The following is a 25,889-nucleotide window of genomic DNA, read 5'->3' as shown; positions in this document are numbered from 1 at the left end:
GGGCCGTCAGGTTCCGTCGCGTCGCGATGAGCGGTTCCACCGCCGGCGGTTCTCGGCCCATGACCAAGGCTAAAGGTCACGGCGGCAAAGTGTAATTAAAAAATGGTAATTTTTTCAGCTCTTGCCGCTGCCGCACCAGTGCCCTAAATGCCGCCGACTTGAGCCGGCTCGAGCCGGCCCGACCTGGCGCATGATACAAGCCAAAGGCTTGCAGATCACCGCTCGGTCAGCTTCAACTCGATGCGGCGGTTCTTGTTGCGCGCCTCTTCGGTATCGGCGGGGTCGAGCGGCTGGAATTCGCCGAAGCCGGCCGCGACCAGCCGGTTGGCCGGCACGCCGTTCTCGATCAGGAACTTGACCACCGATGTCGAGCGCGCCGTCGACAATTCCCAATTGTCGCGGTAGCGGCCGGTGCCGGAGAGCGGCTTGTTGTCGGTGTGGCCGTCGACGCGCAGCACCCAGCTGATCTCCGGCGGGATTTCCTTTTGCAACTCGATGATGGCATCGGCAAGCTTCTTCATCTCGAGCTTGCCGGCATCGTTGATCACCTCGGAGCCGGTCGGGAAAAGCACTTCCGACTGGAAGACGAAGCGGTCGCCGACGATGCGGATGTTCTCGCGGTCGGCAAGAATTTCACGCAAGCGGCCGAAGAAATCGGAGCGGTAGCGGTTTAGCTCCTGCACGCGTTGCGCCAGTGCGACGTTGAGGCGGCGGCCGAGATCGGCGATCTTGGTGTTGGATTCGCGGTCGCGCGTTTCGGACACGTCGAGCGCTTGTTCGAGCGCTGCGATCTGCCTGCGCAGCGCCGAAATCTGCTGGTTGAGGATCTCGACCTGGCTCAGCGCCTGCTGGCTGATCTGGCGCTGGCTGTCGAGCTCGCCGGAAAGTGCCGTCGCGCGCTGGTTGGCGGCATCGCCGGCACCGGCGCCTTGCGCCAGCAATTGCTCGAGCCGGCTCTTTTCCGCCTCCGATGCAGACAGCGATGCCTGCAAATTGGCAAGGGTGTCCTCCTTGTCCTGCGTCGTCGAGCGCTCCAGCGCCAGAAGCTGGGTCAACTCGTTGATCTGCGAATTGAGGCGGTTGAGCACCGTGTCCTTGCCGGAGATCTCGCGGCCGAGCAGGAACTGCGCCAGCACGAAAACAGTCAGCAGGAACATGATCGCCAACAGCAGCGTCGACAGCGCATCGACGAAGCCCGGCCAGTAATCGATGCGGCGGTCGGAGCGCCGGCCTCGTGCCAACGCCACGTCAATGCACTCCAGGCTTCTTCAAGGCGTCGGCGATCTTCTCCAGGGTGTTGCGCATCGCCTTCTGCTCGTCCGACTGGGCCTCGACCCAGTCGCGCATGATCTGCTGTTCCGAGCGCATGTTCTTGACCAGGCCGGAAATGCCGTCGGCGAGATTGGCCATGGCGGTGGCGACGCGCGGATTGGAGCCGCCGCCATTCTCCTGCAGAGTGCGCAGCTTTTCCGACAACAGCCGGATTTCCTCGGAGGGTTCGGTCTTGGCCGTGTCGGCAACGACGATGTCGGAGGACAGGTCGGTGACCGAGGACAGCCAGTTTTCGAGTTCGGTATAGAAGCGCGTCTGGGCGCGGCCGGCCTGCAGGTCGAGGAAGCCGAGCACCAGCGAGCCGGAGAGGCCGAACAGCGAGGACGAGAAGGCGGTGCCCATGCCGGCCAACGGAGCGGAAAGCCCCTGCTTCAGGGATTCGAGCACGGCCGCGGCATCGCCGGTGCCGGGATCGAGCGACTCGATGGTTTCGCGGATCGAGCCGATCGTGTTGAGCAGGCCCCAGAAGGTGCCGAGCAGGCCGAGGAACACCAGCAGTCCGACAAGGTAGCGCGACGTGTCGCGGCTTTCGTCGAGCCGGGTGGCGATCGAATCCAGCATGGTGCGCATCGAACTGGTCGAGAAGGCAATCGTCGAGGAGCGGCCGATCATCGCCTTCATCGGCGCCAGCAGCACCGGTTCGGTGGTTTCGGAGCCGGCGCGGAACGAGTTGACCCAGCGCACCTCGCGGAACAGCCGGCCGACCTGGACGAAGGCCAGCAGGATGCCGACCGCCAGCACGCCGATGATCAGGCCGTTGAGGCCGGGATTGGTGACGAAGGCGGTCGAGATCTGGCGGGTCAGGATGGCGGCGATGAAGGCCACGATGAACAGAAAGATCACCATGGTCAGCAGAAACACCTGAGGGCTCGACAATTTGTGCGGGTCGTAGATCAGAACGTCGGAGCGCCTGCCCATGCCGAAGGATCTGAGAAGAGTCATCCGTGCCCCGTTTCCGATGCCGTCGCCGCCGATCAATTTGTGTTTGCGACTCTAAACGGAATTGTGACGAAATTGAATGGCGCTTGGCAATATTGCCACTGTCCGCGACCGGAGGTCAAAGCCGGTTGATGACCAGGCAGTCGACCATGGCGGCCAGATGCAGGCCGGCGCCGGTGACGACAAAGCCATGCCACAGCGCATTGTGGAAGCGCAGGCCCTTCCAGGCGAAGAAGATCACGCCACAGGAGTAGACGATGCCGCCGGCAACGATGAGCGCGATCGATGTCGCCGGCAGCGTCCGCACGAGCGGCTCCACCAGAACGATACCGCTCCAGCCGATGGCTAGGTAGAAGACGATCGCCAGCCGGTCGAAACGGCCGGGAAGAAAGACCTTGATGGCGATGCCGACCGCCGCGGCGGTCCAGACCAGGACGATCATGGAAACGGCCAGCGGCGAGCCGCCGAGCTGGGCCAGGAAAGGCGTGTAGGTGGCAGCGATCAGCAGATAGATCGCGGCATGATCGAAGCGCCGCAATATCCATTTCGCCGGCGACGAGACCGGCCAGACATTATAGGCCAGCGAAACCGACAGCACGGTGAGCAGCGAGACTACATAGAAGGCGGCGGCGACGTATTCGCCGGGGCCGGTTCGATAGGCGGCCAGTGCCAGCAGCGTCGAGCCGGCAGCGATCGCTAGCACGATGCCCACGGCGTGGACAATGCCGTCGGCGATGATCTCGGCGCGCGAGTAATGCCAGCGCCCCATGAAGGGAATGTCGAGCTGGGAGAGTTCGCTCTGGGGTTGGGGCCGGCTGTTCGTCATCGATGATCCTGCGCCACCGTATCTGGGCGGCCGCGGGACAGTATTTCAAGCTTTGGTTGCGGTTTTGCGACTGCGGCGGTTCAGCGCGGCGTGCCTCTATCAGCCGACTGAGAGTGGCTTTTTGATAGTCTTCAACAGCGCGCGCTGGATGAGTTCGTTGCCGGCGACCAGTGAACCGGCGTTCAGCACATCCTGTCCCCCGGCGAAATCGGAGACGAACCCGCCCGCCTCGCGGATCAGCAAAATGCCGGCGGCGACATCCCAGGCCGACAGGCCGGTTTCCCAGAACCCGTCCATGCGGCCGGCGGCGACGTAGGCAAGATCGAGCGAGGCGGAGCCGAGACGGCGGACGCCAGAGACCTCGGCCATGACATTGCGCAACTCGATGAGGAAATTGCCGTGCTGGCCACGCCCGAGATGCGGCATGCCGCAGCCGATCACCGCATCGACCAGCTTGGTGCGGCCGGCGACGCGCAGCCGGCGGTCGTTCATGAAAGCGCCGCCGCCGCGCTCGGCGGTATAGAGCTCATCCATCGCCGGATTGTAGACGACGCCGGCGACGATCTGGCCCTGGCGCTCCAGCGCGATCGAAACGGCAAAGAGCGGAATGCCGTGCAGGAAATTGGTGGTGCCGTCGAGCGGGTCGACGATCCAGCGGTGCTGGCCGTCGTCGCCCTCGATCACGCCGCGTTCCTCCATCAGGAAGGCGTAGCCGGGCCGCGCCTTGGAGAGTTCGGCAAAGACGATGTCTTCGGCCTTGCGGTCGGCCTGGCTGACATAGTCGCCCGGCCCCTTCATCGAGACCTGCAGGTTCTGCACTTCGCCGAAGTCACGCGACAGCGAGCGGCCGGCCTTCATTGCGGCCTGGACCATGACATTGAGGATCGCGGAACGCGCCATTGCTGTTCTTCCTGTCGCTGCGCCTATTTGCCTTGACGCATGATCTTATCCAAAAAGTCTGCAACTCTTTGGGATCACGCCTTAGTCGGCGCGGCGCACGTAAGTGATTTCGTTGGTATCGACGATGATGCGCTCGCCCGAGCCGATGAACGGCGGCACCAGCACGCGGATGCCGTTTTCGAGTATCGCCGGCTTGTAGGACGAGGCTGCCGTCTGGCCCCTCACCACCGGGTCGGCCTCGGTGATGGTCAGCGTCACCTGGTCGGGCAGCGAAATGCCGATCGGCCTTTCGTCATAGAGCTGGACCGTCACCATCATGCCGTCCTGCAGGAAGGCGGCGCGATCGCCGACGAACTCCTTTTGCAATTCGAGCTGCTCGTAGCTTTCGGTGTCCATGAACACCAGCGCGTCGCCCTGCTCGTAGAGGAAGGAAAAATCCTTCAGATCGAGCCGGATCTGCTCGACCGTCTCGGCCGAACGGAAGCGCTCGTTGAGCTTGGTGCCGTTGATCAGGTTCTTGAGTTCGACCTGGTTGTAGGCGCCGCCCTTGCCGGGCTTGACGGTGTTGGTCCTGACCGCCACCCAAAGGCCGCCATCATGCTCGATGACGTTGCCGGGACGGATTTCGTTGCCATTGATCTTGGCCATGGTGAGGTGATCCGGAAATGAGATGATCGCCGCAAAGGGCAATTTGGCGCCTCCAAGACCACAAATCGCCAGCAGAGGCAAGGAGCGCCTTCCGATGAAGCGGGAACGAAGCTGGCCCGGCAGCGCGGCGTGGCGGCCTCAGTCCGCCCTGACAGTCGCGGTGACGGCCTCGGTCACTGCGTCGGCGACCTCTCTCAAAAGATGCAGATGCGGCGAACGCAAGACGACAATTCGCAGCGACAGCTCGAGGCCGGGAGCGTCGACCAGGGCAATGCCCTCCGGCAGCTTTTCCCGCAGCAGCCGCGTGGGCAGCAGGCCAAGGCCTTGGCCTCGATGAACCCAGTCGATCTGCAGCGCGCTGTCCTGAATCTCGGCGCCGACCATCAACCTGTGGCCGCCCTCGGCCAGGGCAGCCGCCAGCCGCCGGCGCGCGTCGCAGGGTTCAGGGCTGAGGACCCAGGGCATGGTCTTGACGTCGGCTTGCCGACTGGTGTTTTCGGCAGCGATGATGCCGAGGGGCTCGGTTCCGACAACGCCGTCTCCAGTTTTGGAATTGCTGCCGTCCAGGATGAAGGCGAGGTCGAGCTGTCCGCGCTTGTGCTGGTCGGCCAGCTCAAGACTCCAGCCGCTCTTCAGACGCAGCGAAACCTTCGGAAACCGCGCCACGGCATCAGCAATGGCGGCGGCCACGGCTTTGTCGCAAAGTCCATGCGCGAGGCCGAGCCGCAGCAGGCCCTCCGGCTCGTTGCCCTTGGCGAATGATCTCAGCGCGTCGACGGCGGCGAGAATTTCCTTGCCGCGTGCCAGCACCTCTACGCCGGCCGGGGTCAGTCGCGACGGCTTTAGCCGGCGGTCGAGCAATTCCGTGCCGAGCACCTCCTCCAGCCGCTGGATCTGGCGGGTGACGGCCGGCTGCGTCAACGGCAGGCGTCGAGCCACCTTCTGAATCGAACCCTCCTCGGCAAAGAGGGCCAGTGTTTTCAGTTCTTCAAGCACGACACACCCGAACATGTCACAGAAGCATAATTATGCTGAACATTATGAATTTGAAATCCGGTGGATGGCAAGCGATTTTCCTCTGGCAGGACCCAGCTGAAAAGGAACGACGATGAAAGCGATCGAATTGCAGAGCCCGGGCGGCCTCGAGAGCCTCAGAATGGTCGAGCGGCCGATGCCTGAACCGGGGCGCCAGGAGATGATTGTGAAGGTCAAGGCGACGGCGCTGAACTACCGCGATGCCGAGATCGTCCGCGGCAGCTATCACACGAAGTTTGCATTGCCGCTGGTGCCGCTGTCGGACGGCGTCGGCGAAGTCGTTGCCATCGGCGCCGAGGTCAGCCGGTTCAAGATCGGCGACCGGGTCTGCGGCACGTTCTGGCAACGCTGGGTCGGCGGCAGTTTCGCGATGGCCGAGCCCTCCTATCAACGTGGCGGCCCGATCGACGGGCCGCTCAGCGAGTTTGCCCGGCTCGACGAACAGGCGGCGGTGCTGGCGCCGGCCAATCTGAGCGACCTCGAGGCGGCGACGCTGCCATGCGCCGGCGTGACGGCATGGCACGCGCTGTTTACGGAGGGCAGCGTCAAACCCGGCGACACCGTGCTTTGCCTCGGCACCGGCGGCGTTTCGCTGTTTGCGGTGCAGTTCGCCGCCGCTGCCGGGGCGCGCGTCATCGTGACGTCGAGCAGCGATGAGAAGCTTGCGCGGGCAAAGCAACTTGGCGCGCAGGATGGCGTGAACTATCGCAGCGTCCCCGATTGGGCATCGGCCGTGCTGGGATTGACGGATGGCCGCGGCGCCGACCATATCATCGAGGTTGGCGGACCGCAGAGTTTTGCACAATCGCTGAGGGCAGCGGCGCGCGGCGCCCAGATCAACGTCATAGGCTATCTCGGCGGCAGTGACGGCGCCATCAACCCGCTCGACATCTTCCGCCGGCAGGTCCGGGCGCGAGGCATACCGGTGGGCTCACGCGAATCCTTCGAGGCGATGAACCGCGCCATTGTCGTCAACCGGTTGAGACCGGTGATCGACCGGGTCGTGCCATGGAGCCGGGCCGCCGAAGCCTTTCGGTACCTTGAACACGGCTCGCCCTTCGGCAAGGTCGTGCTCGATCATACCCAATGAGCCCGCCTGACGAGCCCGGTGCGATGAGTCTCGAGACCGCGGTCAGGGCAGGCGGTTGGCCCGTTGCAGCGCCTGCTGCGTCTGCTCGTCGGTCAGGCCCTGCAGGAAATCGTCCATCTCTTGGTCGATGAGCCCGGCGCGGCGGGCGACAACATACCAGGCGCCGGCGAGGATCAGATCCGGGTCGGTGCCGATGCCGTTCATGTAGAGCTTGGCGAGACGGTTCTGGGCGGCGACATTGCCGCCCTCGGCGGCCTGCTTCATCCAGTTGAAGCCGGATTTCAGGTCGCGGGCGCCGCCGCGCCCCTCGATCATCCAGGTTGCGAGATCGATCTGTGCCGTGTCGTAGTTCTGCCGCGCGGCCTGTGCCAGCAGGCCGCGGGCGCGGACATCGTCGCGCGGCTTGCCGCCGGCGCCATTGGCGTAGACCTGTGCCATCGCATATTGTGCGTCGGCAAGCCCGGTCGCGGCAGCGCGCTCGTAATAGGATACGGCTTTGGCAATACCGGCATCGCCGGGCTCCTGTTCGACCATCAGCTGCGCAAAATTGAACTGCGCCAGGCGGTTGCCGGCCTCGGCGGCGGCCTGCATCAGCGCATAGGCCTCCTTCTCGTCCTTTTTGACGTAGCGGCCGTCGAGCAGCATCAGCGCATACTGGAATTGCGATTCCGGGACGCCCTGCTCGGCGGCAAGCGCATACCACTTCGCCGCCCCTGCCGCGTCGACCGGCACGCCGAGGCCGCGCGACAATATCTCGGCCACCAGCGTCTGTGCCGCCGGATCGCCGTTTTGAGCGCGCGAAAGCGCAAGGTTGTAGGCCGTCTTGTAGAGCCCGCGCTGAAAGGCGCCGTAGGCAGCATCGGACGGCTTTGCGCCGAAGCGGTCGGGGTTGATGGTATCGGCCGACGGCAACGGGGCGGTAGTGGCGGGCTGCGGCAATTGTGCGGCGATCGGCTTGTCGGCAGGTTCGCTGGAATCCGGCCTGGGCTGCGGCAGAGGAACGGGTTCCGCCGCTATCGCCTGCGTCACGGCCGTTGCGAGAAAGGCGCTGAAAAGGATTTTCCGCGAGAGCACGTCAGTCCTCGAAGCGCGGCGCGGTTTCGTCGAGCAGCGCGTTGGCGGCGGCAACCGCCATCTTCGGATCGACGTCCTCGGCGAAGACGGCGCTGGACAGCGCCACGAATTCAGCGCCGGTGGCGGCGACCGCTTCCACCGAGGCAAGATCCGATCCGGCCATGACGATGCAGGGGATCTGGATGACGTCCGCCCACCATTGCCCGAGCGACAGGTTGCGCGGGTGCGGCTCAGGCTTGTTGTCGTAACCGAAACGGCCGAAGAAAATGTAATCAGGCCTGACCTCGCCGAGTTCCAGCGCATCATCGCGGGTCTTGGCGCCGCCGGTGCCGACCATCATCCTGGCCTGGAAGTGTTCGATCGTTTCGGCGAGCTCGTCCTTGCCGACCTCGACATGAATGCCGTCGGCCTGGACGCGGCCGGCGATGCGGGTGTCGCCGGCAATGATGACGGCAATGCCGGCCGCTTGCGCCACCGGCACGATCTGCTCGGCAAAGGCTTGGAAAGAGGCCTCGTCCATACCGTTTTCCGGCAGGATAAGCGAGGCGACGTCACCGCCCTCGAAGGCCGCGGCGATGCGCTCGGCCGGCACGTTCGGCGGCGCGATCAGCACGATACGGCAGCGGTTGGGCGGCGTTGCGTCATTCATTGGTGTTCGATCCCGGTTATCGCCTATGCCGGGCGAAGATGGTTGCATTGCGGCATAGAGCAAAGTGCGGGGATTGAACAGGCGGCAGGGGGATCACGATTGCCGTCAACGATTCCATAGGGCTCGGCGCATGACTGCCGTTGGCCGAAATTCTCCTCGCCTGGTCGCCTGCGGCCCTACGCAGGCACCTTCGATTTCCACAGCGACCAGCCGAGATTCATGCCGGCCGCGGCGACCAGGATGGCGGCGGCGCCGACGATCTGCGCCGGATGCAGCCGATGGCCGAAGGCGACGACATCGACGAGGATGGCGACGACGGGATAGATGAAGGACAGCGATCCCTGCAGATGCGTCGGCAGCTTCTGGATGGCGCCGTACATGAGGATGTACATCAGGCCGGTATGGACGATGCCGAGCGTCGCCAGCATGACCCAGCTCCGCGCATCGGCGGGAAGGTGGGTGAGATTGGCGAAAGGTGCCAGCATGAGAACGCCGACGCAGACCTGGATCAGGGCGATCAGGTGCGGCGGCGTGCCTTTGAGCTTCTTGGTGACGATAGCCGCAACGGCCCAGAAGAAAGCCGCGGCCAGCGCCATCGCAATGCCGGTAAAGTAATCCGTACCATGATCGCCTGCATCGGGCGCGGCCTGCACGATCAGCAGCATGCCGGCAAAGGCGATGCCGAGCCAGGTCAGCTTGGTCACCGTCAGCCGTTCGGAGAAGAAGAGCGCGCCAAAACCTACCAGCATGAAGGGCTGCGTGTTGTAAACGGCCGTGGCGATCGAGATCGACGCGCGGGAAAACGCGCTGAACAGCAACAGCCAGTTGATAACGATGGCAGCACCGCCGAGAGCCGCGATCGCGACGATGCGAAGCGACAGCCTGCCACGCAGCAGTCCCAGCGCCGCGCAGATGATCAGCAGCGTTACCGCCCCGAAAGCACAGCGCCAGAACACCACGTCCATGATGGGCTGGCCGGAAAGCACGACGAACCAGCCGATCGTGCCGAGGATCGCCATCGCCGCCGTCATTTCGATCGTGCCGCGTACCGTGTTGTCCATGGATGCTCCTGAAACCCGTTGAGATTTTATAATCCCACGGCGGATCGGGTATTTCCATGACTTGCAGCTGGTGATATGCAGGACGAACCTCATTTAATTAGGTAGACATCGGCTTTTTCTTGGAATTGTAAAATGCTGGACGAACTCGACAGAAAGCTCCTCGATATCCTGGTCAAGGATTCACGGACCTCGCTGAAGGAACTGGCGCTGCAGGTCGGGTTGTCGTCGCCAAGCGTTTCGGAGCGGCTTCGGCGGCTTGAGGATCGCGGCGTCATCCGCGCGTTCACCATCGACATCGATCCGCAGGCGCTCGGCTACGCCTTGCAGGCGATCGTTCGCATCCGGCCATTGCCGGGCAAGCTGCACATCGTCCAGAAGCTGATCGAGGAAATCCCGGAATTCGGCGAATGCGACAAGGTGACGGGCGATGACTGCTTCGTTGCCCGGCTGTTCGTCCGCTCGATCGGCGAGCTCGACGGGATTCTCGACCGCATTGCCGACAAGGCCGAAACCAGCACCGCCATCATCAAGGCGCAGCCGATCCGGAGACGCCCGCCGCCGCTCGACATGCCAAACATGTGACGGGTTTCGGTGGCGTGGCCCACATATTTGCGGTCGCGGTCTGGCCATTTCTGGTCTATTCCAGAGTTCAACTTTCCCTCCAGCGTCCCTTCCCCATGTCAGGCCTGCTCGTCGATCCCTGGTTCTATGCCGCGGCCATTCCGGCCGTCATCCTCGTCGGCCTGTCGAAAGGCGGCTTCGGCGGCGCCGTCGGCTTTGTCGGCGTGCCGTTGATGGCGCTGACCATGCCGCCGGTTCAGGCTGCCGCAATTCTTCTGCCAATTCTGTGCCTGATGGACATTGTCTCGGTATGGACGTGGTGGGGCATCTTCGACCGCAAGATGCTGGCCGACATGATGCCGGGCGCCGTGATCGGCATCGCCCTTGGCTGGCTGACGGCGGCACTTGTAACCGAAGAGATGGTGCGGCTGATCGTCGGCGCGGTTGCCCTGATCTTCGTGCTGCGCTGGCTCTATTTGCAACTCCGCCACGGTGCCGGCCACGCGGCGGAGCCCAACCGCGTCGCCGCCGGCTTCTGGGGTACTGTTGCCGGGTTCACCAGCTTCGTCGCCCATGTCGGCGGCCCGCCTTTTCAGGTCTATGCGCTGCCGATCAGGCTCGATCCGAAGGTGCTGTCGGGCACCGCGGCGATCTTTTTCGCCGTCACCAATGCGCTGAAGCTCATCCCCTATTTCGCGCTCGGCCAGTTCGACACCACCAATTTGACCGCGTCGGCGGTGCTGATGCCGCTGGCGCCGCTGTCGACCATCGCCGGCGCCTGGCTGGTGCGGCGGATGCGGCCGGAGCTGTTCTATCCCTTCACCTATGCGACCGTGGCGGTCGTCGCGGTCAAGCTTCTGTGGGACGGCATCGCCGGCCTCCTGTAAGACGGCGGCCCCATTCGGCCGCCGCCGGATATCCTTACACCTCAGGCGGCACTCGGCAGCAGCTGCCGCGTCCTGCCAAGCGCCAGGGCAATGCCGGTTGCGAGTACGAGCGCCATGCAGCCCAGAATGGTGATGTCGTGCAGCGTCGGCTTCAGCACCATGTCCGCGATGATCACCAGCATCACCGAATAGTCGAAGCGCGCGGCGCTGAGGACGCGCTGGCCCTGGGCAAGCACTGCCGGCGTCACGCCATCCTTGGCGATCATGCCTGCCATGCGGTCGGCAGTCGGCTTGAAGATGAACATGCCGATGCAGAAGGTCGTCGCATAACCGGCAAGGCCGATCAGCACCCACAGATCGGAAAAGCCGACCCAGAAGCCGCACATGATGAGGCCGAAAAGCAATGTCAGCATCGACATCGGCGCGAAGAACCGGTTGCCGAGCTCGCCGGTGGCGCGCATCGCCTGCAGCATGCCTTCGACGTTCCCGGCGCGGTCGGCGCGTACCGCGAGCAGCATCAGCGTGAAGCCGCCGCCGACCCAGAGGATCGCCGAGACGACATGCAGAAATTTAACGGCCGAGTACCAGTCCATTATTCGCTCCTTGAGAGATTTGATGATTTGCCGGAGCGCAAGGTTTGCTCCGCCTCGTTGCGAGGAGCGGGCGTTTACCGCGGCGCCTGTTTCGGAACGATGTCGCGCGGCGAGCGGATCTGTTTCGATATGTCGGTCACGATCTGGAGGAAACATGGCGCAAGCGCGTCGCCCCGACTTTCCAGCCGGTAGTGGGAACGGGTGCCGTGGCCAGTCAGCTGTGCTGTTACGGCACAGATGCTGGGCGCTTGATCGAAAAATATGCCCTGCGTTAAGGCTTCGTTAAGCTTTACAGGCGTTTACTATGTCCATCCAGTGATCTGGATTCTTACCGAGTGGTTGGAGCCACTTTGTTTGACGCCTCCCTGTTAAACTCCTGAGAGCCGCCTTATCCGCGGCTCTTTTTTTGTGCGCCGGCATGGGCGTCCTTCCGGCTAAATGCGGCCGTTAACCGTTTGTTAAACATGTGCTTGCCTTCGCTGGCAGCGAAGCGCATTTTCAAGCTTCAGTCGTTTAGGCTGCCGGATATGGCGGCCAAGAGCCGAATCGGCCGGCTGTCAGGCAAGTGCAGGGGCGTAGCGATGAACGAGCCTTCGAAGGCGAGCGCGAAAACCATCAAGCTGGCGGAGCGCCGGGTTTTCTCCCAATCCTTCAAGCCGCTCTATCAGGAAGGCATGGGCCTGGTCGAGCAGGCGGCCGAATATCTCGACGGCAAGGGCCGCGCCGAGGCCAAGAAGCTGTCGAGGCTGGCGGCGACGCTTTATGCGGCCGAATCGATGCGGCTGACCACCAGGCTGATGCAGGTCGCCTCGTGGCTGCTTTTGCAGCGGGCGGCGAATTCCGGCGAGATGACCCGCGATCAGGTGGCCTCAGAAAAATCCAAGGTGCGTCTCGATACTGCCTCGGCGCATGACGAGGCGCCCGGCTGGGCCGAGCTGCCGAAGGATTTCATCGACCTCGTCAACCGTTCGCTGCGGCTGCAGGCGTTGGTGCGCCGGATGGACGAGGAGATCTATGGCGGCCTTGCCGAGGTGCCGCCGTCGAGCCGTCGCCTCAATCCGGTCTCCGACCAGATCACGCTGCTCAACACGGCTTTCGCCCGCGGCTGAGAGACCGTTTCATAATTCTACTCCGGCGGCCATCTAGACTAACCGCGAAGGGATGGGCCCGCGATCATCAGGCGGGGAGAATCACGCAGCAGCAGGCGCGATCCGACCTCCACGATAGACCTGATCGCTGGGAGCAGCTCCTGCCCCAATGACGTCAGCTCATACTCCACGGTCGGCGGCGATGTCGGCATCACGTGGCGTGCGAGGACGCCACGCTCCTCGAGATCGCGCAACCTGCCGGTCAGCACCTTCGCCGAAATGGCTGGGATATCGCGGCGCAATTCGGAGAACCGGCGCGGGCCGTCGCTCAAGGACCAGAGCACCTCGGGTGTCCAGCACCCGCCAAGCAGCGCCATGCACCTCGACATGGGGCAGCCGGGAAGCGCCTTCACCTTCGTTCGCATCCTGAGGACCATCGCGCATCTTCCATGAGAGTTTCCAGTTGGTTACCGGAAAATGATGGTAACTACAAGATACGTGGTTTCCGCGGGTAACGAGAGCCGCTATCTGAGGCTCTCAATCCATCCAACCACGAAATGGACAGAACGATGTACGCAATAACTGGAGCAACAGGACAGCTTGGCCGTCTCGTGATCGACGCACTGCTGAAGACAGTTCCGGCCAGCCGGATCGTTGCGGCGGTTCGTGATCCCGCAAAGGCCAGCGATCTTGTCCAACGCGGCGTAGTCGTGCGGGAGGCGGACTATGATCGTCCCGACACGCTCCCGATGGCGCTGGCCGGCGTCGATAGACTGCTGCTGATTTCCTCGACCGAAGTCAGCGGCCGCTTGCCGCAGCATCGGTCAGTGATCAAGGCCGCCCAACGGGTGGGGGTTTCGCTGATCGCTTACACAAGCATGCTGCATGCGGACACGTCTCCCGCGAGGCTCGCGGTCGAACATCGGCAGACGGAGGAGGTCATCGCGGCCTCCGGCCTACGCGCCGTCATCCTGCGCAACGGCTGGTACACCGAGAACCATCTGATGGCGCTCCCGGCGGCTCTGGAGCACGGCGCCTTCATCGGCGCCGCAAATGAGGGGCGCTTCTCGTCCGCGGCGCGGCAGGATTATGCCGAGGCCGCGGCCGTGGTGCTGACGAGCGAGGATCAAGCAGGGAGGACTTACGAGCTCGCCGCGGACCAAGCCTTCACGCTCGCCGAGCTTGCGGCGAAGGTCTCGCGGCAATCGGGCAAGGCGATCGCCTACAACGATCTTGCCGGGGCGGCCTATGAGGGCGTGTTGACAGGCGCCGGGCTGCCCGCCGATCTCGCCGCTATCCTGGCCGATGCCGACATTGCAGCCTCACGCGGAGCGTTGTTCGATGACGGCGGCGCCATGAGCCGGCTGATCGGTCGACCGACAACGCCACTGGAGAGCGTCGTTGCGGCAGCATTGCGCGGTTGAAACCGAGATGGCTGTCACATCCGCCAAAGGATCAGAGGACCGTCTGTCGCTCGCGCCAACAGTTATTCAAACGACTAGACTAGCGCAGCCTTCTGCGCTTCCGGTGCTCGCGTACTTATGTACGCTCCGCTCCGGTTCTCGAAAACCACGCTATCTGTCTCGCCAGAGCGAATTCTCAAAGATTCTCTAGACCAGACTCGGTTGCTGTTTCTGGTTTGTTTCACATTTCGCTGGCATCGCTGTCCCCCGAAGGTAGACTTGACGGATGGGGGAAGCGATTCGCATCATCGGCATCGATCCGGGGCTGAGGCGCACCGGCTGGGGCATCGTCGAGAGCCTCGGCAATTCGCTGCGCTTCGTCGCTTGCGGCACGGTGCGGTCCGACGACAAGGCCGCCCTGGCGGTGCGTCTTTGCCAGTTGTATGACGGGCTCGCCGAGGTCCTGCATGCCGCGATGCCGCAGGAGGCGGCGGTCGAGCAAACTTTCGTCAACAAGGACGCCGCAGCGACGCTGAAACTCGGCCAGGCACGCGGCATCGCCATGCTGGTGCCGGCGCGTGCCGGCCTTGTCGTAGCCGAATATGCGCCAAACGCCGTCAAAAAGGCGGTGATCGGCGTCGGCCATGGCGACAAGAAGCAGATCCACATGATGGTCAAGGTGCTGATGCCGAAGGCGACTTTCGACAGCGATGACGCCGCCGACGCGCTGGCCATCGCCATCTGTCACGCGCATCACCGGCAGAGCATCGCCTACAGGATGGCGGCGCTGGCCGGATAAGTATGTTCTTGACTTGTTCTCCATGGGCAATAAGTAATACCAACGAGGTATTACCATGCGCGTTACCACCAAGGGCCAAGTGACCATCCCGAAGGAAATACGGGATCATCTGGGTATCGGCCCGGGCTCGGAGGTGGAGTTCGTCCCCACCGAGGACGGGGCTCGTGTTATTGCGGTCGACGAAAACATGTCGGAGGAGGAAGCCTCGCGCAGATTCAGCCAGATGCTCGGCCGTATGGCCGGTACGCTGGATCTGGGAGGCATGACGGCGAACGAATATATGGAATGGCTGAGGGGCCCACGTGAAGATCTCGACATTGATTGACACAAATGTCCTGATCGACGTTTGGGGTCCTGCCGGACGGGAGACGAAATGGTCGGCATCCGCGATTACCGCATGCCGGCGCGACGGCGCACTCGTAATCAATGCAATCGTCTGGTCCGAGCTCGCGCCGTTGATTGCGACCGAACAGGCCCTTCGCCAAGCAGTCGACATGCTCAAGATGGATCGCGAATTCCTGCCGTGGGAGGCAGCCTTCCTCGCTGGTGTCACGCATTCCCGCTATCGCCGCGCCGGCGGCATTGGCGAACGAACGCTGCCGGATTTCTTTATCGGCGCCCATGCGGTTGTCGCCGGGCATCGGCTGCTGACGCGCGATGCCGCGCGCTATCGCAGCTACTTCCCGGACCTCGATATCATCTCTCCGGAAACCCACCCGGCATGATCGGCACGCTCAAATGATCGGCAAGCTAAAAGGCACGCTGGACGAGATCGACGAGGATTTCTGCATCGTCGACGTACATGGCGTCGGCTACGTTGCCTATTGCTCGGCGCGCACGCTGGCGGCATTGCCGCCGCCCGGCGAGGCGGTGGTGCTGTTCATCGAGACCTATGTGCGCGAGGACATGCTGCGGCTCTATGGGTTCCAGTCGGTGCTGGAGCGCGAATGGTTCCGGCTGTTGATGAACAATGTGCAAGGCGTCGGCGCCAAGGTGGCGCTGGCCATCCTGTCGACGCTGGCGCCGGCCGACCTCGCCAATGCGATTGCGCTGCGCGATATCGCCATGGTCAGCCGTGCTCCCGGCGTCGGCAAGAAGGTCGCCGAGCGCATCGTCACCGAATTGAGGAACAAGGCGCCGGCCTATGCGGGCACTGCCTCCGGCACCATCGGCCTGAAGCAGGAGCTCGGCGAGGGCGTCGCCTCGGCGCCGATCACCGACGCCGTCTCGGCGCTGGTCAATCTCGGCTATTCGCGCGACACCGCGGCCAATGCGGTGGCGGCAGCGCTGAAGACGGCAGGCGAGGAGGCGGACGCCTCGAAGCTGATCCGCTTCGGGCTGAAGGAGCTGGCACGGTGAGACGTTGCTTGTCCGGTCCCTTGCCATATGCAAGGAAGGCGGCATGAGCCTTTCGCCACGCCTCATTGCTCCCGACAGACGCGGCGAGGACGCCGAGCAGACCTTGCGGCCGCAGACGCTTGGCGACTTCGTCGGCCAGGCGGCGGTGCGGGCCAATCTCAAAGTGTTCATCGAGGCCGCCAAGGGGCGCAGCGAAGCGCTCGACCATGTGCTGTTCGTCGGCCCGCCCGGCCTCGGCAAGACGACGCTGGCGCAGATCATGGCGCGCGAGCTTGGCGTCAATTTCCGCTCGACCTCGGGTCCGGTCATCGCCAAGGCCGGCGATCTCGCGGCGCTGCTCACCAACCTCGAAGACCGCGACGTGCTGTTCATCGACGAGATCCACCGGCTCAACCCGGCGGTCGAGGAAATCCTCTATCCGGCGATGGAGGATTTCCAGCTCGACCTGATCATCGGCGAGGGGCCGGCGGCGCGCTCGGTCAAGATCGACCTTGCCCGCTTCACGCTTGTCGCCGCCACCACCCGGCTCGGCCTGTTGACCAACCCGCTGCGCGACCGGTTCGGCATTCCGGTGCGGCTCAATTTCTACTCGGTCGAGGAACTCGAGCAGATCGTGCGGCGCGGCGCCCGCATCCTTGCCATGCCGCTCGGCGACGACGGTGCTTTGGAGATCGCCCGGAGGGCGCGCGGCACGCCGCGCATCGCCGGCCGGCTGTTGCGCCGGGTGCGCGACTTCGCCAGCGTTGCCGGCGACGGCCATGTCGACCGCAAGATCGCCGACGAGGCGCTGACGCGGCTGGAGGTCGACGGGCTCGGCCTCGACGCGCTCGACCGCCGTTATCTGTCGATGATCGCCCGGAATTTCGGCGGCGGGCCGGTCGGCATCGAGACCATCGCGGCCGGGCTTTCCGAGCCACGCGATGCCATCGAGGACATCATCGAACCCTTTCTGATCCAGCAAGGCTTCATCATGCGTACCCCGCGCGGCCGCGTGCTGGCGGCCAATGCCTGGCGGCACCTCGGCCTCGACGCGCCAAAGGACCTGGCGCAGCAGCAGATCAGCCTGTTCCTGGAAGAACCCTAGGTTCCGCTGCTTATGGCTTCGGTGCTGGCAGTCCCCGGCCCAGCCCTCCAGGTCTTGATCATCGCCGGTCTATGCGCAAAACAGGTGTTGCTTGAAACAGGGCCTGTCGGGCCAAAAGGACAGCGCAATGGACGATCACGGTGAATCGGCATTGTCCGCCGGACTTTCCGGCGCGCTGACGGAATTCGGCCATCGACTGATGGCGCGGGTCTATTATGCCGACACCGATTTTTCCGGCGTCGTCTACCACGCGCGCTATCTCGAATTCTTCGAGCGCGGCCGGTCCGACTATCTGCGGCTGGCTGGCGTCCACCACACCGAGCTTGCCGACGGCAAGCATGGCGAGAAAATAGTCTGGGTGGTGCGGCGCATGGAGATCGACTTCCGCGGTTCGGCCCGCATGGATGACATCCTGACCATCGATACGCGCACCGACGAGATTTCCGGCGCGCGCATCGTCATGGCGCAGCAATTGAAGCGCGGCAGCGAAGTGCTGGTCGAGGCGCGGGTCGAAGCGGCGATCGTCGGCGAGAATGGACGGCCGCGGCGCTTTCCCAAGGATTGGGTGGCAGCCTTCATGCCCGGAACGCGCAAATAAGAGTTCAGAGGCGGAAGATCCGGAGCTCCCGGTCGAGGCGAGGATCGCCGGGCTGGTCGTCGGGGCGCGGCAATGCGCCGCGCTGTACGTCCTAACCCATCCTTAACCATAACGGTCCATGAAGGGATTGGTTAAGATTGGAAGAATCCAAGCGCCTTCCTTTCACCAATATTTGCCCCGAAAAGGCCGCCAACGGTGCATTTGGGGTTATTCCGCAAGCTTAACGCGAACGGACCACAAGGGATGCCCATGGGCCAGCCGCCAGCCACGCCCCGAAAATCTTTAAGGACGTAACATGGAAAACATCGCTCTCGCCGAACCGGGCGCGCATTTATCGATTTGGGCCTTGTTCATGCAGGCCGGTTGGGTGGTCAAGCTGGTCATGATCGGGCTGCTTGGTGCCTCGATCTGGACCTGGGCGATCATCGTCGACAAGCTCGTCGCCTATGCCCGCATGCGGCTGGCGCTCAACCGCTTCGAACAGGTGTTCTGGTCGGGGCAGTCGCTGGAAGAGCTTTACCGCACGCTCGCCGACCGCAAGACGACCGGCATGAGCGCGATCTTCGTCGCCGCCATGCGCGAATGGAAGAAGAGCTTCGAGAAGGGCGCAAAATCGCCGCTCGGCCTGCAGACCCGCATCGACAAGGCTATGGATCTGGCGCTGACCCGCGAGATGGAAAAGCTGGAAGGGCGGCTCGGCTTCCTCGCCACCACCGGCTCGGCGGCGCCCTTCATCGGCCTGTTCGGCACCGTGATCGGCATCATGACCTCGTTCCAGGCGATCGCCGCTTCGAAGAACACCAGCCTGTCGGTGGTCGCGCCCGGCATCGCCGAAGCGCTGCTGGCGACGGCCATCGGCCTGCTCGCCGCCATCCCCGCCGTCATCGCCTACAACAAGCTGTCGTCCGACGCGAGCAAGATCGCGGTGCGCATGGAAGGGTTCGCGGATGAGTTCTCCGCCATACTCTCGCGCCAAATCGATGAAAAAGTCGCGCAGAAGGCCTGAGGAACGATCATGGGAATGTCCGTAAGCGCAGGTGGCGGAGGACGCGGCGGGCGCGGCCACAGGCGGCGCGGCCGCCATCACGCCTTGATATCGGAGATCAACGTCACGCCGATGGTCGACGTGATGCTGGTGCTGCTGATCATCTTCATGGTCGCGGCGCCGTTGCTGACGGTCGGTGTGCCGATCGACCTGCCGGATACCCAGGCCAAAGCGATGAACGCCGATACGCAGCCTATAACCGTGTCCATCAACTCGGCCGGTCAGATCTACCTCCAGGAAACCGAGATCCCGATCGAGGAGCTGGTGGCAAAGCTGCAGGCGATCTCGAAGACCGGCTATGACGAGCGCATTTTCATCAGGGGTGACAAGTCCACCGACTATGGCACTGCCATGAAGGTGATGGCCCGCATCTCGGCTGCTGGCTACAAGAATATCGGCCTGGTTTCACTGCAGGAACAGGATCAGTAGACGCAAGATGAGGACCGGCCTCACCACATCGGTGATCTTGCATACGGTGGCGATCGCCTTCGGGCTGTTCACGTTGTCCTCGCCGCCTGCGATGCCTGCGTCCGATGCGGAATCGGTGTCGGTCGAGATCGTGCCGATGGAAGCGACGGCACAGGTCCTGCTAGGCGACAAGAAGGCTGTAATGCACGACAAGCCGGCGCCGGTACCGACGCAGCGTCCCGACATCGTTCCCGATGCCCAGAAAGTCGGCGATAACAGCGTCGACACCGACAAGCCGCCGACACCGGAGTCCAAGCCCCAGCCAGTCGACATGACGGCGGCTCCGCCACCCGCGCCGACGCCGGTCGAAAAGCCCAAGCCCGAGGACGTGCCGAAGCCGAAGGAAGAGCCGAAGCCTATTCCTGCTACGGAGGTGGCGCCGGTGCCGCAGCCGAAGGAAGAGGTCAAGCCCGAACCTGTCAAGCAGACCGAGCCCAAGCCGACGCCGGCCAAGGAGCCGACGCCCACGCCGCCGCAGGACAAGACTGCCGCGATCGATCCGCAGCCCGAGGTCAAGCCGGATGCCGTCGCCGAGGCGATTGCCAAGCAACCGCCAACCGAGGAGGCGCAGCTTCCCGACTCGGCGCCGGCACCCGAGGCTCGGCCAAAGCCGCAGCCGGCCCAGGCCGAGAGCGCGAAGGCACCGGAGCGCAAGGACGCCGACAAGCCGGTCAAGGAAGCCTCATCCAGGCCGAAATCGGACGACAAGCAATTCAACGCCGACGAGATTTCGGCTCTGCTCGACAAGCGGAAGCCGTCCGGCGGCGGCGCCAAGCGCTCGACCCAGCAGGCATCGCTCGGCGGCGAGAAGGATCAGGGCCAGAAGCTTTCGAAATCGGAGCAGGGGGCATTGGAGGCCCAGCTTGGTGGTTGCTGGACGCTTCCGGCAGGGCTCGAGGGTTCGGAGAATTTCGTCGTCGTGGTCCGGTTTAATCTGGACGCCTCCGGCAAGCTGGATGGCCGGCCGAGCGTTGAAAAGTCGAGCGGAAACCGCCCGTTTGACGAAAGTGCAGTGCGCGCGGTTCAGAAATGCGATGTGGCCGGCTTGCAGGTTCCGGCGGGCAAGCAAGACATCTGGTCCGACGTTCGGGTCACTTTTGACCCCAGGGAGATGCTCGGTCTTTAGGCCTGGCGCTCACAGAATCAGCGAAAGAAGCGAGAAGACATGAAATCCATCCTCAAGCCGCTCCTGACGATCGCAGCGATGGCGCTGGGTATGACCGTTGCTGTCACCCTGCCGGCGCGGGCGCTCGTTGAGCTCAACGTCAATAAGGGCAATGTCGAGCCGTTGCCGATCGCCATCACGGACTTCCAGGGCGGCGATGCGCTCGGCGCCGAGATTTCTGGCATCGTCAGTGCCGACCTGAAACGCTCCGGCCTGTTCGCGCCGATCGACAAAAGCGCTTTCATCGAAAAGATCTCGAACCCGGATGCAACGCCGCGCTTCGAAGACTGGAAGGTGATCAATGCGCAGGCGCTGGTCACCGGCAGTGTCGGCAAGGAGGCTGACGGCCGCATTCGCGCCCAGTATCGGTTGTGGGACACGTTTGCCGGCCAGCAGATGTCGGGCGAGCAGTTCTTCGCCAACGACGCCAATACCAGGCGCGTCGCCCATATCATCGCCGATGCGATCTACGAGCGGCTAACCGGCGAGAAGGGCTATTTCGACACGCGCGTCGTCTTCATCGACGAGTCCGGCGCCAAGAATGCGCGCAAGAAGCGGCTAGCCATCATGGACCAGGACGGCGCCAACGTCCGCTATCTCTCGAACGGCAAATCGATCGTGCTGACGCCGCGCTTCTCGCCGAACCGGCAGGAAATCACCTACATGTCCTATGAAAGCGGTCAGCCGCGGGTGTACCTGCTGCAGATCGAGACGGGGCAGCGCGAGCTGGTCGGCAATTTCCCCGGCATGACGTTTGCGCCGCGCTTTTCGCCGGACGGCCAGAAGGTGATCATGAGCCTGCTGCGCGATGACGGCAATTCCAACATCTTCGCCATGGATCTGAGAAGCCGCTCGACAACCAGGCTCACCAACTCGACCGCCATCGACACCTCACCATCCTACTCGCCTGACGGCAGCAAGGTGGTGTTCACCTCGGATCGCGGCGGCCGCGCGCAGATCTACGTGATGGGCGCCGACGGCTCGGGCCAGACCCGCATCTCGTTCGGCGACGGCGTCTATTCGACGCCGGTGTGGTCGCCGCGCGGCGATCTCATCGCCTTTACCAAGCAGACCGGCGGCGAATTCCAGATCGGCGTCATGCGCACCGACGGTTCGGGTGAGCGCATCCTGTCCACCGGCTTTCAGCAGGAGGGGCCGACCTGGGCGCCCAACGGCCGGGTGCTGATGTTCTTCCGCGATTCCAATGGTGGACCAAAACTTGTTTCGGTCGATCTCACCGGCCGCAACGAACAGTCGATCCCGACGGCGAACTTCGCCTCGGATCCGGCCTGGTCGCCGCTGCTGGAGTGATGGAAGAAGAATTGAGGAATTGAAGAACTGAGGAATTGAAGAGTTGAAGAACTGAAGAATGGAGAAGGCAGGGGGGTCTACATCGAGCACGCGAGGGATTTAGAAGTCTATAAGCGTGCCTATGCGGTTTCCCTTGGGGTACACAGAGCCACGCTTGCTTTTCCGAAAATGGAGCAATACGCGCTCGCCGATCAACTACGTCGTTCCAGCAAGGCGATCTGCGCCACTTTGGCCGAAGGCTTTGCCAAACAGGCTCACTCCAAGCCCGAATTCGCACGCTTCATTTCAATGGCCATAGGATCATGCAGTGAGGTGGAGACCTGGAGTTCGTATGCGTTCGACCTCGAGTACATCACACAGGCGCAACGCGACGATTGGTTGCAATCCTATGCCCGCATCTACGGAATGCTGGTCAATCTCATAGAGAAGCTGAGGTGATCTCTTTCCTCAATTCCTCAGTTCTTCAGTTTCCTCAATTCCCTCTTTTTCATGTTTTGGCCGCATTTCCGCCTACGGTCCGCGCTCATTGTCGCCCCTCGGCAGAACGGTTGCGGACGGCAGCCGAAACCAAATTTTAACCGTGTTTCTTGAGCGTCGGTTAACCCAAACGTGGTTACTGGACGATCAATGAAATCACTCGAATTGCGAAGGAGAGGCGGCATGGGCCGTATCGCAGCACTTACCACAAACCCGGTCATGATCGCTCTGGTCGCTATGCTCGCGATCACCGGTTGCGCCTCGAAGAAGACGCCGAACAGCGCCGCCGATCTCGGCCTCAACGGCGCTGGCGCGGCAACGCCCGGGTCGGCCCAGGACTTTACCGTCAATATCGGCGACCGCATCTTCTTCGACACCGATTCGTCCTCGATCCGCGCCGATGCGCAGACGACGCTGTCGCGCCAGGCGCAGTGGCTGAACCAGTACAAGCAGTATGCCATCGTCATCGAAGGCCATGCCGACGAGCGCGGCACGCGCGAATATAATCTGGCGCTCGGCGCCCGCCGTGCTGCCGCCACACGCGACTTCCTGGTCGCCAAGGGCGTTTCGGCGCAGCGCCTGAAGACCATTTCCTACGGCAAGGAGCGTCCGGTCGCGGTTTGCGACGACATCTCCTGCTGGTCGCAGAACCGCCGCGCCGTAACCACACTGGGCGGCGCCGGTTCTTGATCGGCATAAATGCAACACCTGGTGCGAAAGGCGGCCAAAAGGCCGCCTTTTTCATATCTGCCCGCTCCAAACAAAATTTGGCCGAAGTCTCACGTCCTGTTAAGAGCCGAGGGCGCCTGGCCACTTCGGTTGGAAAGGGCGCGCAACAGGCTAACGGTTTCACGGCGAGAGGCACATGCATTTCAGATCGGTCTTGAGCGGCACGCTTGCGCTGCTGCTCGTATCAAGTATCGCGGCACTTGCTGACGGGGCAAACGGCACCGGGCAGTCATCGGAAAGCGGTTTTTCCTTCCACCTGCCGACGATCAAACTGCCCGGCATTTTCGGCGAAAAGAAAAAGCCGGATCAGGTTCAATTCGCGCAACAGGATGGTACCGGCACTCCGGCGCTGGAGGAACAGCTCCGGCAGATGAATGGCAAGATCGAGGAACTCAATTTCCAGGTCCTGCAGATGCAGGAGCAGATCCGCAAGCAGCAGGAAGACAACGAATTCCGCTTCCAGCAGCTGGAAGGCGGTCCGCAAGGCGCGCAGCAGCCGGCGGAGCAGAAGAAGTCCGAGGCCGCGCCCAGCAGCGACAGCCCCAATGGCGACGGTAACGTGGCGGAGGCGCCGGCAACGCCGGCTCCAGCCGCTGCGGACGCGCCGCCAGCAGGCGATAAGAGCGTCGAGGACGTCATCGTCGAATCGCCCAACGGCGATCCCGGCAAGCTGATCCCCGGCGCGCCGCCCAAGACGTTCGGCACCATCACCGTCGACAAAAACGGCAATGTCGTCGAAGCCGATGGCAATGCGCAAGCGAATGCGCCGCGGCAGAATACGGCCCCAGCCAACGGCGCCAGCGCAGCCGGCAACAAGGCCGGTAAATCCGATGATACGGTGGTCGCGGCACTCCCGTCGACCAACGATCCGGAAGAGCTTTACCGCAATTCTTACCAGTTCATCCTGTCGGGCGACTACAGCACCGCCGAACAGGGCTTCCGCGACCATATCGCCCGTTTTCCCAAGGACGCCAAAGCAGCGGACGCGCATTACTGGCTTGGTGAATCGCTGCTCGGCCAGCAGAAATACCGCGATGCGGCCGAGACTTTCCTCGCTGCCAGCAAGGACTATCCCAAGGCCAAGAAGGCGCCAGACATGCTGCTGAAGCTCGGCGTTTCACTGGTCGGGCTGAAGCAGCGCGACGTGGCCTGTGCCACTTTCAGCGAGATCGGCAAGCGCTACCCCGATATTTCCGGCGCGCTCAAGGAGCGGGTCAAGCAGGAAAGGGCACTCGCGGCGTGCTAGTTTTTCCGTTGCGTGTCGTTGCCGCAAAACCGGGCCCACGCTTGGGCGACATGCATGACGCTCGACAGCGAGCCTGACCTTTCGGATTTTTCGCGGATCGACTTTTCCAACGGCGCTGTTGCGGCCGTGTCCGGCGGCAGCGACTCGACCGCCCTTCTCCTCCTCCTCAAAGCCCATCTCGATCGTAACGCCCCGGCAACGAAATTGCTGGCGGTAACGATCGATCATCAATTGCGGCCGCAAGCGGCAGCGGAAGCGCAAGCCGTGGCCAGGCTGTGCGCGGCGCGCGGCATTGCCCATCGCATCCTCGCCTGGTCGGGGCACAAACCATCGACCGGCCTGCCCGCCGCCGCGCGCGAGGCGCGCTACCGGCTGCTCGCCGAGGCCGCCGAAGCGGCAGGCATCGGCCTGATCCTGACCGGCCACACCGCCGACGACCAGGCCGAGACCGTGCTGATGAGGCAAGCACGTGACGACGGGCCAGGTGAGGAGAGGCCGCGCGAGGAAGGGCGGGGCCTTGCCGGCATGGCGCCGGCAACCCTCTACGAGTGGCGGCACTGGATCGTGCGGCCGCTGCTCGGCATAAGGCGTGCTGAGCTGCGCGAATTCCTGCGGCGTGAACAGGTTGTCTGGATCGAAGATCCGACCAATGCCGACACCGCTTTCGAGCGGCCGCGCGTCCGCGCAGCACTTGTTGAAGGCGACGATGCGCCTCGCATGGCTGAAGCTATGGCGCTGGCCAGAAAGGCGGCGGTCGAGCGTGAGCAGCTGGGACATCGCGCGGCCATGCTGATCCGCAGCTTGGCCTCCAGGCCGGCCGCCGGCCTCGTCCGGCTCGATCGGGATTTTGCGACGGCCGCCGACAGCCGGTCGGCCATTTATGCGCTGCGCATCCTGCTGGCGGCGACCGGCGGCACCGCCTTCCTTCCCGACCAGGCCCGCAGCGAAGCCCTTTTCGGCCGGTTCCGCACCGGGCCGCTTTGTGCCACATTGTCGCGGACCGTGGTCGATGCCCGGCGTACCGGCATCTTTCTGCACCGCGAATTGCGCGATCTGCCGCCCGCTGTTGCGGTTTCCGGCAATGCCCTGTGGGACGGCCGCAGACGGATCACATTGGGCGACAGCCCAGGTGCATTGTTGATCGCGCCGCTGTTGGTAGCACCGCTCGGGGCGGCTCTTGCCGCAAAGCGGGCAATTGAAGGGCATGGCACGCCGGCAAGCCTTGTGCGTGCCGCCTTGGCCGCCGAGCCGGCGCTCTGGCGGGACGGCGAATGCCTCGGTTTGCTCGGGGAAGGCCGGGGTTTGCCCGGGGAAGGCCCGATGCAGGCGGCTGTCGCCGCATATCCGGCAGTCGCGCCCTTCGCCCGTTTCCTGCCGTCCTTCGATCTGGCGCCGGCCGATGCCGTCGCCGCGTTGCTTGGCGCGGCGCCCGTTCCAGCCGTGCCGTTCGGCGGCCACAATGCCGGCCTACCACGGGCGAAAGCTTAACCGAGACCTGCTGTTATGCTTGGCAATGGGAGAC

30 protein-coding genes are annotated in these 25,889 nt (G+C 63.5%); 19 read left to right on the top strand and 11 right to left on the bottom strand.

Annotated elements, in window-relative coordinates; all coding sequences use genetic code 11:
* Positions 1-215: 215 nt before the first annotated feature.
* From NKJ81_RS09890 to NKJ81_RS09865, 6 genes are all read right to left on the bottom strand, one after another.
* Positions 216-1,247, bottom strand: a complete 1,032-nt coding sequence (locus tag NKJ81_RS09890; protein ID WP_352471213.1) for a peptidoglycan -binding protein — start codon at positions 1,245-1,247, stop codon at positions 216-218.
* A gap of 1 nt (position 1,248) precedes the next feature.
* Complete coding sequence (locus tag NKJ81_RS09885; protein WP_352471212.1) at positions 1,249-2,274, bottom strand: MotA/TolQ/ExbB proton channel family protein; 1,026 nt, start codon at positions 2,272-2,274, stop codon at positions 1,249-1,251.
* A gap of 115 nt (positions 2,275-2,389) precedes the next feature.
* Positions 2,390-3,097: a PAQR family membrane homeostasis protein TrhA gene (gene trhA, locus NKJ81_RS09880; RefSeq protein ID WP_023678018.1), complete on the bottom strand. Its 708-nt coding sequence runs from the start codon at positions 3,095-3,097 to the stop codon at positions 2,390-2,392.
* 99 nt (positions 3,098-3,196) lie between these two features.
* Entirely contained in the window at positions 3,197-3,997 is an 801-nt protein-coding gene (locus tag NKJ81_RS09875) for an inositol monophosphatase family protein (RefSeq protein ID WP_352540313.1), read from the bottom strand.
* 81 nt (positions 3,998-4,078) lie between these two features.
* Positions 4,079-4,645: an elongation factor P gene (efp, locus tag NKJ81_RS09870; RefSeq protein ID WP_023678016.1), complete on the bottom strand. Its 567-nt coding sequence runs from the start codon at positions 4,643-4,645 to the stop codon at positions 4,079-4,081.
* 138 nt (positions 4,646-4,783) lie between these two features.
* Positions 4,784-5,641, bottom strand: a complete 858-nt coding sequence (locus NKJ81_RS09865; RefSeq protein WP_352540312.1) for a LysR family transcriptional regulator — start codon at positions 5,639-5,641, stop codon at positions 4,784-4,786.
* Positions 5,642-5,753: 112 nt separating this feature from the next.
* On the opposite strand from NKJ81_RS09865, the gene NKJ81_RS09860 reads away from it, so the two are divergent.
* The gene (locus NKJ81_RS09860; RefSeq protein ID WP_352540311.1) at positions 5,754-6,770 is read left to right on the top strand and encodes a zinc-dependent alcohol dehydrogenase family protein; all 1,017 of its coding nucleotides are present in this window, start codon (positions 5,754-5,756) and stop codon (positions 6,768-6,770) included.
* 42 nt (positions 6,771-6,812) lie between these two features.
* Here NKJ81_RS09860 and NKJ81_RS09855 read toward each other — a convergent pair whose 3' ends face one another.
* From NKJ81_RS09855 to NKJ81_RS09845, 3 genes are all read right to left on the bottom strand, one after another.
* Positions 6,813-7,844: a tetratricopeptide repeat protein gene (locus NKJ81_RS09855; RefSeq protein WP_023678013.1), complete on the bottom strand. Its 1,032-nt coding sequence runs from the start codon at positions 7,842-7,844 to the stop codon at positions 6,813-6,815.
* A gap of 1 nt (position 7,845) precedes the next feature.
* Positions 7,846-8,493, bottom strand: coding sequence for a thiamine phosphate synthase (locus NKJ81_RS09850; protein WP_352540310.1), 648 nt, complete (start codon positions 8,491-8,493; stop codon positions 7,846-7,848).
* Between the two features lie 176 nt (positions 8,494-8,669).
* On the bottom strand, positions 8,670-9,554 hold the full coding sequence (locus NKJ81_RS09845; protein WP_352540309.1) for a DMT family transporter: 885 nt from the start codon (positions 9,552-9,554) through the stop codon (positions 8,670-8,672).
* A 132-nt stretch (positions 9,555-9,686) separates the two neighbouring features.
* Between NKJ81_RS09845 and NKJ81_RS09840 the strand changes: the two genes are divergently transcribed.
* A complete protein-coding gene (locus NKJ81_RS09840) occupies positions 9,687-10,136 on the top strand; it encodes an Lrp/AsnC family transcriptional regulator (protein ID WP_023678010.1) in 450 nt (149 codons plus the stop codon).
* Positions 10,137-10,231: 95 nt separating this feature from the next.
* Complete coding sequence (locus NKJ81_RS09835; RefSeq protein WP_352450835.1) at positions 10,232-11,002, top strand: sulfite exporter TauE/SafE family protein; 771 nt, start codon at positions 10,232-10,234, stop codon at positions 11,000-11,002.
* A gap of 41 nt (positions 11,003-11,043) precedes the next feature.
* Here the strand turns inward: NKJ81_RS09835 and NKJ81_RS09830 are convergent, their stop codons facing one another.
* The gene (locus tag NKJ81_RS09830; protein ID WP_352540308.1) at positions 11,044-11,595 is read right to left on the bottom strand and encodes a DUF2269 family protein; all 552 of its coding nucleotides are present in this window, start codon (positions 11,593-11,595) and stop codon (positions 11,044-11,046) included.
* Between the two features lie 581 nt (positions 11,596-12,176).
* On the opposite strand from NKJ81_RS09830, the gene rcdA reads away from it, so the two are divergent.
* The gene (gene rcdA, locus NKJ81_RS09825; RefSeq protein ID WP_352450833.1) at positions 12,177-12,704 is read left to right on the top strand and encodes a protease adaptor protein RcdA; all 528 of its coding nucleotides are present in this window, start codon (positions 12,177-12,179) and stop codon (positions 12,702-12,704) included.
* Between the two features lie 38 nt (positions 12,705-12,742).
* On the opposite strand, the gene NKJ81_RS09820 is transcribed toward rcdA, so the two are convergent.
* A complete protein-coding gene (locus tag NKJ81_RS09820; protein WP_352540307.1) occupies positions 12,743-13,060 on the bottom strand; it encodes a winged helix-turn-helix transcriptional regulator in 318 nt (105 codons plus the stop codon).
* Between the two features lie 192 nt (positions 13,061-13,252).
* Here NKJ81_RS09820 and NKJ81_RS09815 point away from each other — a divergent pair, with 192 nt between their 5' ends.
* From NKJ81_RS09815 to tilS, 15 genes are all read left to right on the top strand, one after another.
* Positions 13,253-14,107, top strand: coding sequence for an SDR family oxidoreductase (locus NKJ81_RS09815; RefSeq protein ID WP_352540306.1), 855 nt, complete (start codon positions 13,253-13,255; stop codon positions 14,105-14,107).
* Positions 14,108-14,372: 265 nt separating this feature from the next.
* Entirely contained in the window at positions 14,373-14,885 is a 513-nt protein-coding gene (gene ruvC, locus NKJ81_RS09810; protein WP_352540305.1) for a crossover junction endodeoxyribonuclease RuvC, read from the top strand.
* Between the two features lie 55 nt (positions 14,886-14,940).
* The gene (locus NKJ81_RS09805; protein ID WP_352471202.1) at positions 14,941-15,210 is read left to right on the top strand and encodes an AbrB/MazE/SpoVT family DNA-binding domain-containing protein; all 270 of its coding nucleotides are present in this window, start codon (positions 14,941-14,943) and stop codon (positions 15,208-15,210) included.
* The gene (locus tag NKJ81_RS09800) at positions 15,188-15,610 is read left to right on the top strand and encodes a type II toxin-antitoxin system VapC family toxin (RefSeq protein WP_352471201.1); all 423 of its coding nucleotides are present in this window, start codon (positions 15,188-15,190) and stop codon (positions 15,608-15,610) included. Before NKJ81_RS09805 ends, NKJ81_RS09800 begins: the two co-directional genes overlap by 23 nt.
* A 13-nt stretch (positions 15,611-15,623) precedes the next feature.
* Positions 15,624-16,244, top strand: a complete 621-nt coding sequence (gene ruvA, locus NKJ81_RS09795; protein ID WP_352540304.1) for a Holliday junction branch migration protein RuvA — start codon at positions 15,624-15,626, stop codon at positions 16,242-16,244.
* Between the two features lie 43 nt (positions 16,245-16,287).
* A complete protein-coding gene (gene ruvB, locus NKJ81_RS09790) occupies positions 16,288-17,328 on the top strand; it encodes a Holliday junction branch migration DNA helicase RuvB (protein ID WP_352540303.1) in 1,041 nt (346 codons plus the stop codon).
* Between the two features lie 127 nt (positions 17,329-17,455).
* A complete protein-coding gene (gene ybgC, locus NKJ81_RS09785; protein ID WP_352540302.1) occupies positions 17,456-17,926 on the top strand; it encodes a tol-pal system-associated acyl-CoA thioesterase in 471 nt (156 codons plus the stop codon).
* A gap of 295 nt (positions 17,927-18,221) precedes the next feature.
* Complete coding sequence (gene tolQ, locus NKJ81_RS09780; RefSeq protein ID WP_023677997.1) at positions 18,222-18,932, top strand: protein TolQ; 711 nt, start codon at positions 18,222-18,224, stop codon at positions 18,930-18,932.
* Between the two features lie 9 nt (positions 18,933-18,941).
* Positions 18,942-19,400: a protein TolR gene (gene tolR / locus NKJ81_RS09775; RefSeq protein ID WP_352522864.1), complete on the top strand. Its 459-nt coding sequence runs from the start codon at positions 18,942-18,944 to the stop codon at positions 19,398-19,400.
* A 7-nt stretch (positions 19,401-19,407) separates the two neighbouring features.
* On the top strand, positions 19,408-20,565 hold the full coding sequence (gene tolA / locus NKJ81_RS09770; protein WP_352540301.1) for a cell envelope integrity protein TolA: 1,158 nt from the start codon (positions 19,408-19,410) through the stop codon (positions 20,563-20,565).
* A 78-nt stretch (positions 20,566-20,643) separates the two neighbouring features.
* Positions 20,644-21,915 carry a Tol-Pal system beta propeller repeat protein TolB gene (gene tolB / locus NKJ81_RS09765; protein WP_245274748.1) on the top strand — a complete coding sequence of 424 codons (1,272 nt, stop codon included), beginning with the start codon at positions 20,644-20,646 and terminating at the stop codon, positions 21,913-21,915.
* Positions 21,916-21,966: 51 nt separating this feature from the next.
* A complete protein-coding gene (locus tag NKJ81_RS09760) occupies positions 21,967-22,353 on the top strand; it encodes a four helix bundle protein (protein WP_352540342.1) in 387 nt (128 codons plus the stop codon).
* Positions 22,354-22,575: 222 nt separating this feature from the next.
* Positions 22,576-23,082 carry a peptidoglycan-associated lipoprotein Pal gene (gene pal / locus NKJ81_RS09755; protein WP_023677992.1) on the top strand — a complete coding sequence of 169 codons (507 nt, stop codon included), beginning with the start codon at positions 22,576-22,578 and terminating at the stop codon, positions 23,080-23,082.
* 175 nt (positions 23,083-23,257) lie between these two features.
* Complete coding sequence (ybgF, locus tag NKJ81_RS09750; protein WP_352540300.1) at positions 23,258-24,367, top strand: tol-pal system protein YbgF; 1,110 nt, start codon at positions 23,258-23,260, stop codon at positions 24,365-24,367.
* A 54-nt stretch (positions 24,368-24,421) separates the two neighbouring features.
* Complete coding sequence (gene tilS / locus NKJ81_RS09745; RefSeq protein WP_352540299.1) at positions 24,422-25,855, top strand: tRNA lysidine(34) synthetase TilS; 1,434 nt, start codon at positions 24,422-24,424, stop codon at positions 25,853-25,855.
* The last annotated feature ends 34 nt before the right edge of the window (positions 25,856-25,889 follow it).

Source organism: Mesorhizobium sp. M0018 (assembly GCF_040323955.1).
Taxonomy (GTDB): domain Bacteria; phylum Pseudomonadota; class Alphaproteobacteria; order Rhizobiales; family Rhizobiaceae; genus Mesorhizobium.
Note: the sequence above shows the minus strand (reverse complement) of the source record. Positions and strands in the feature narration are given on the sequence as shown.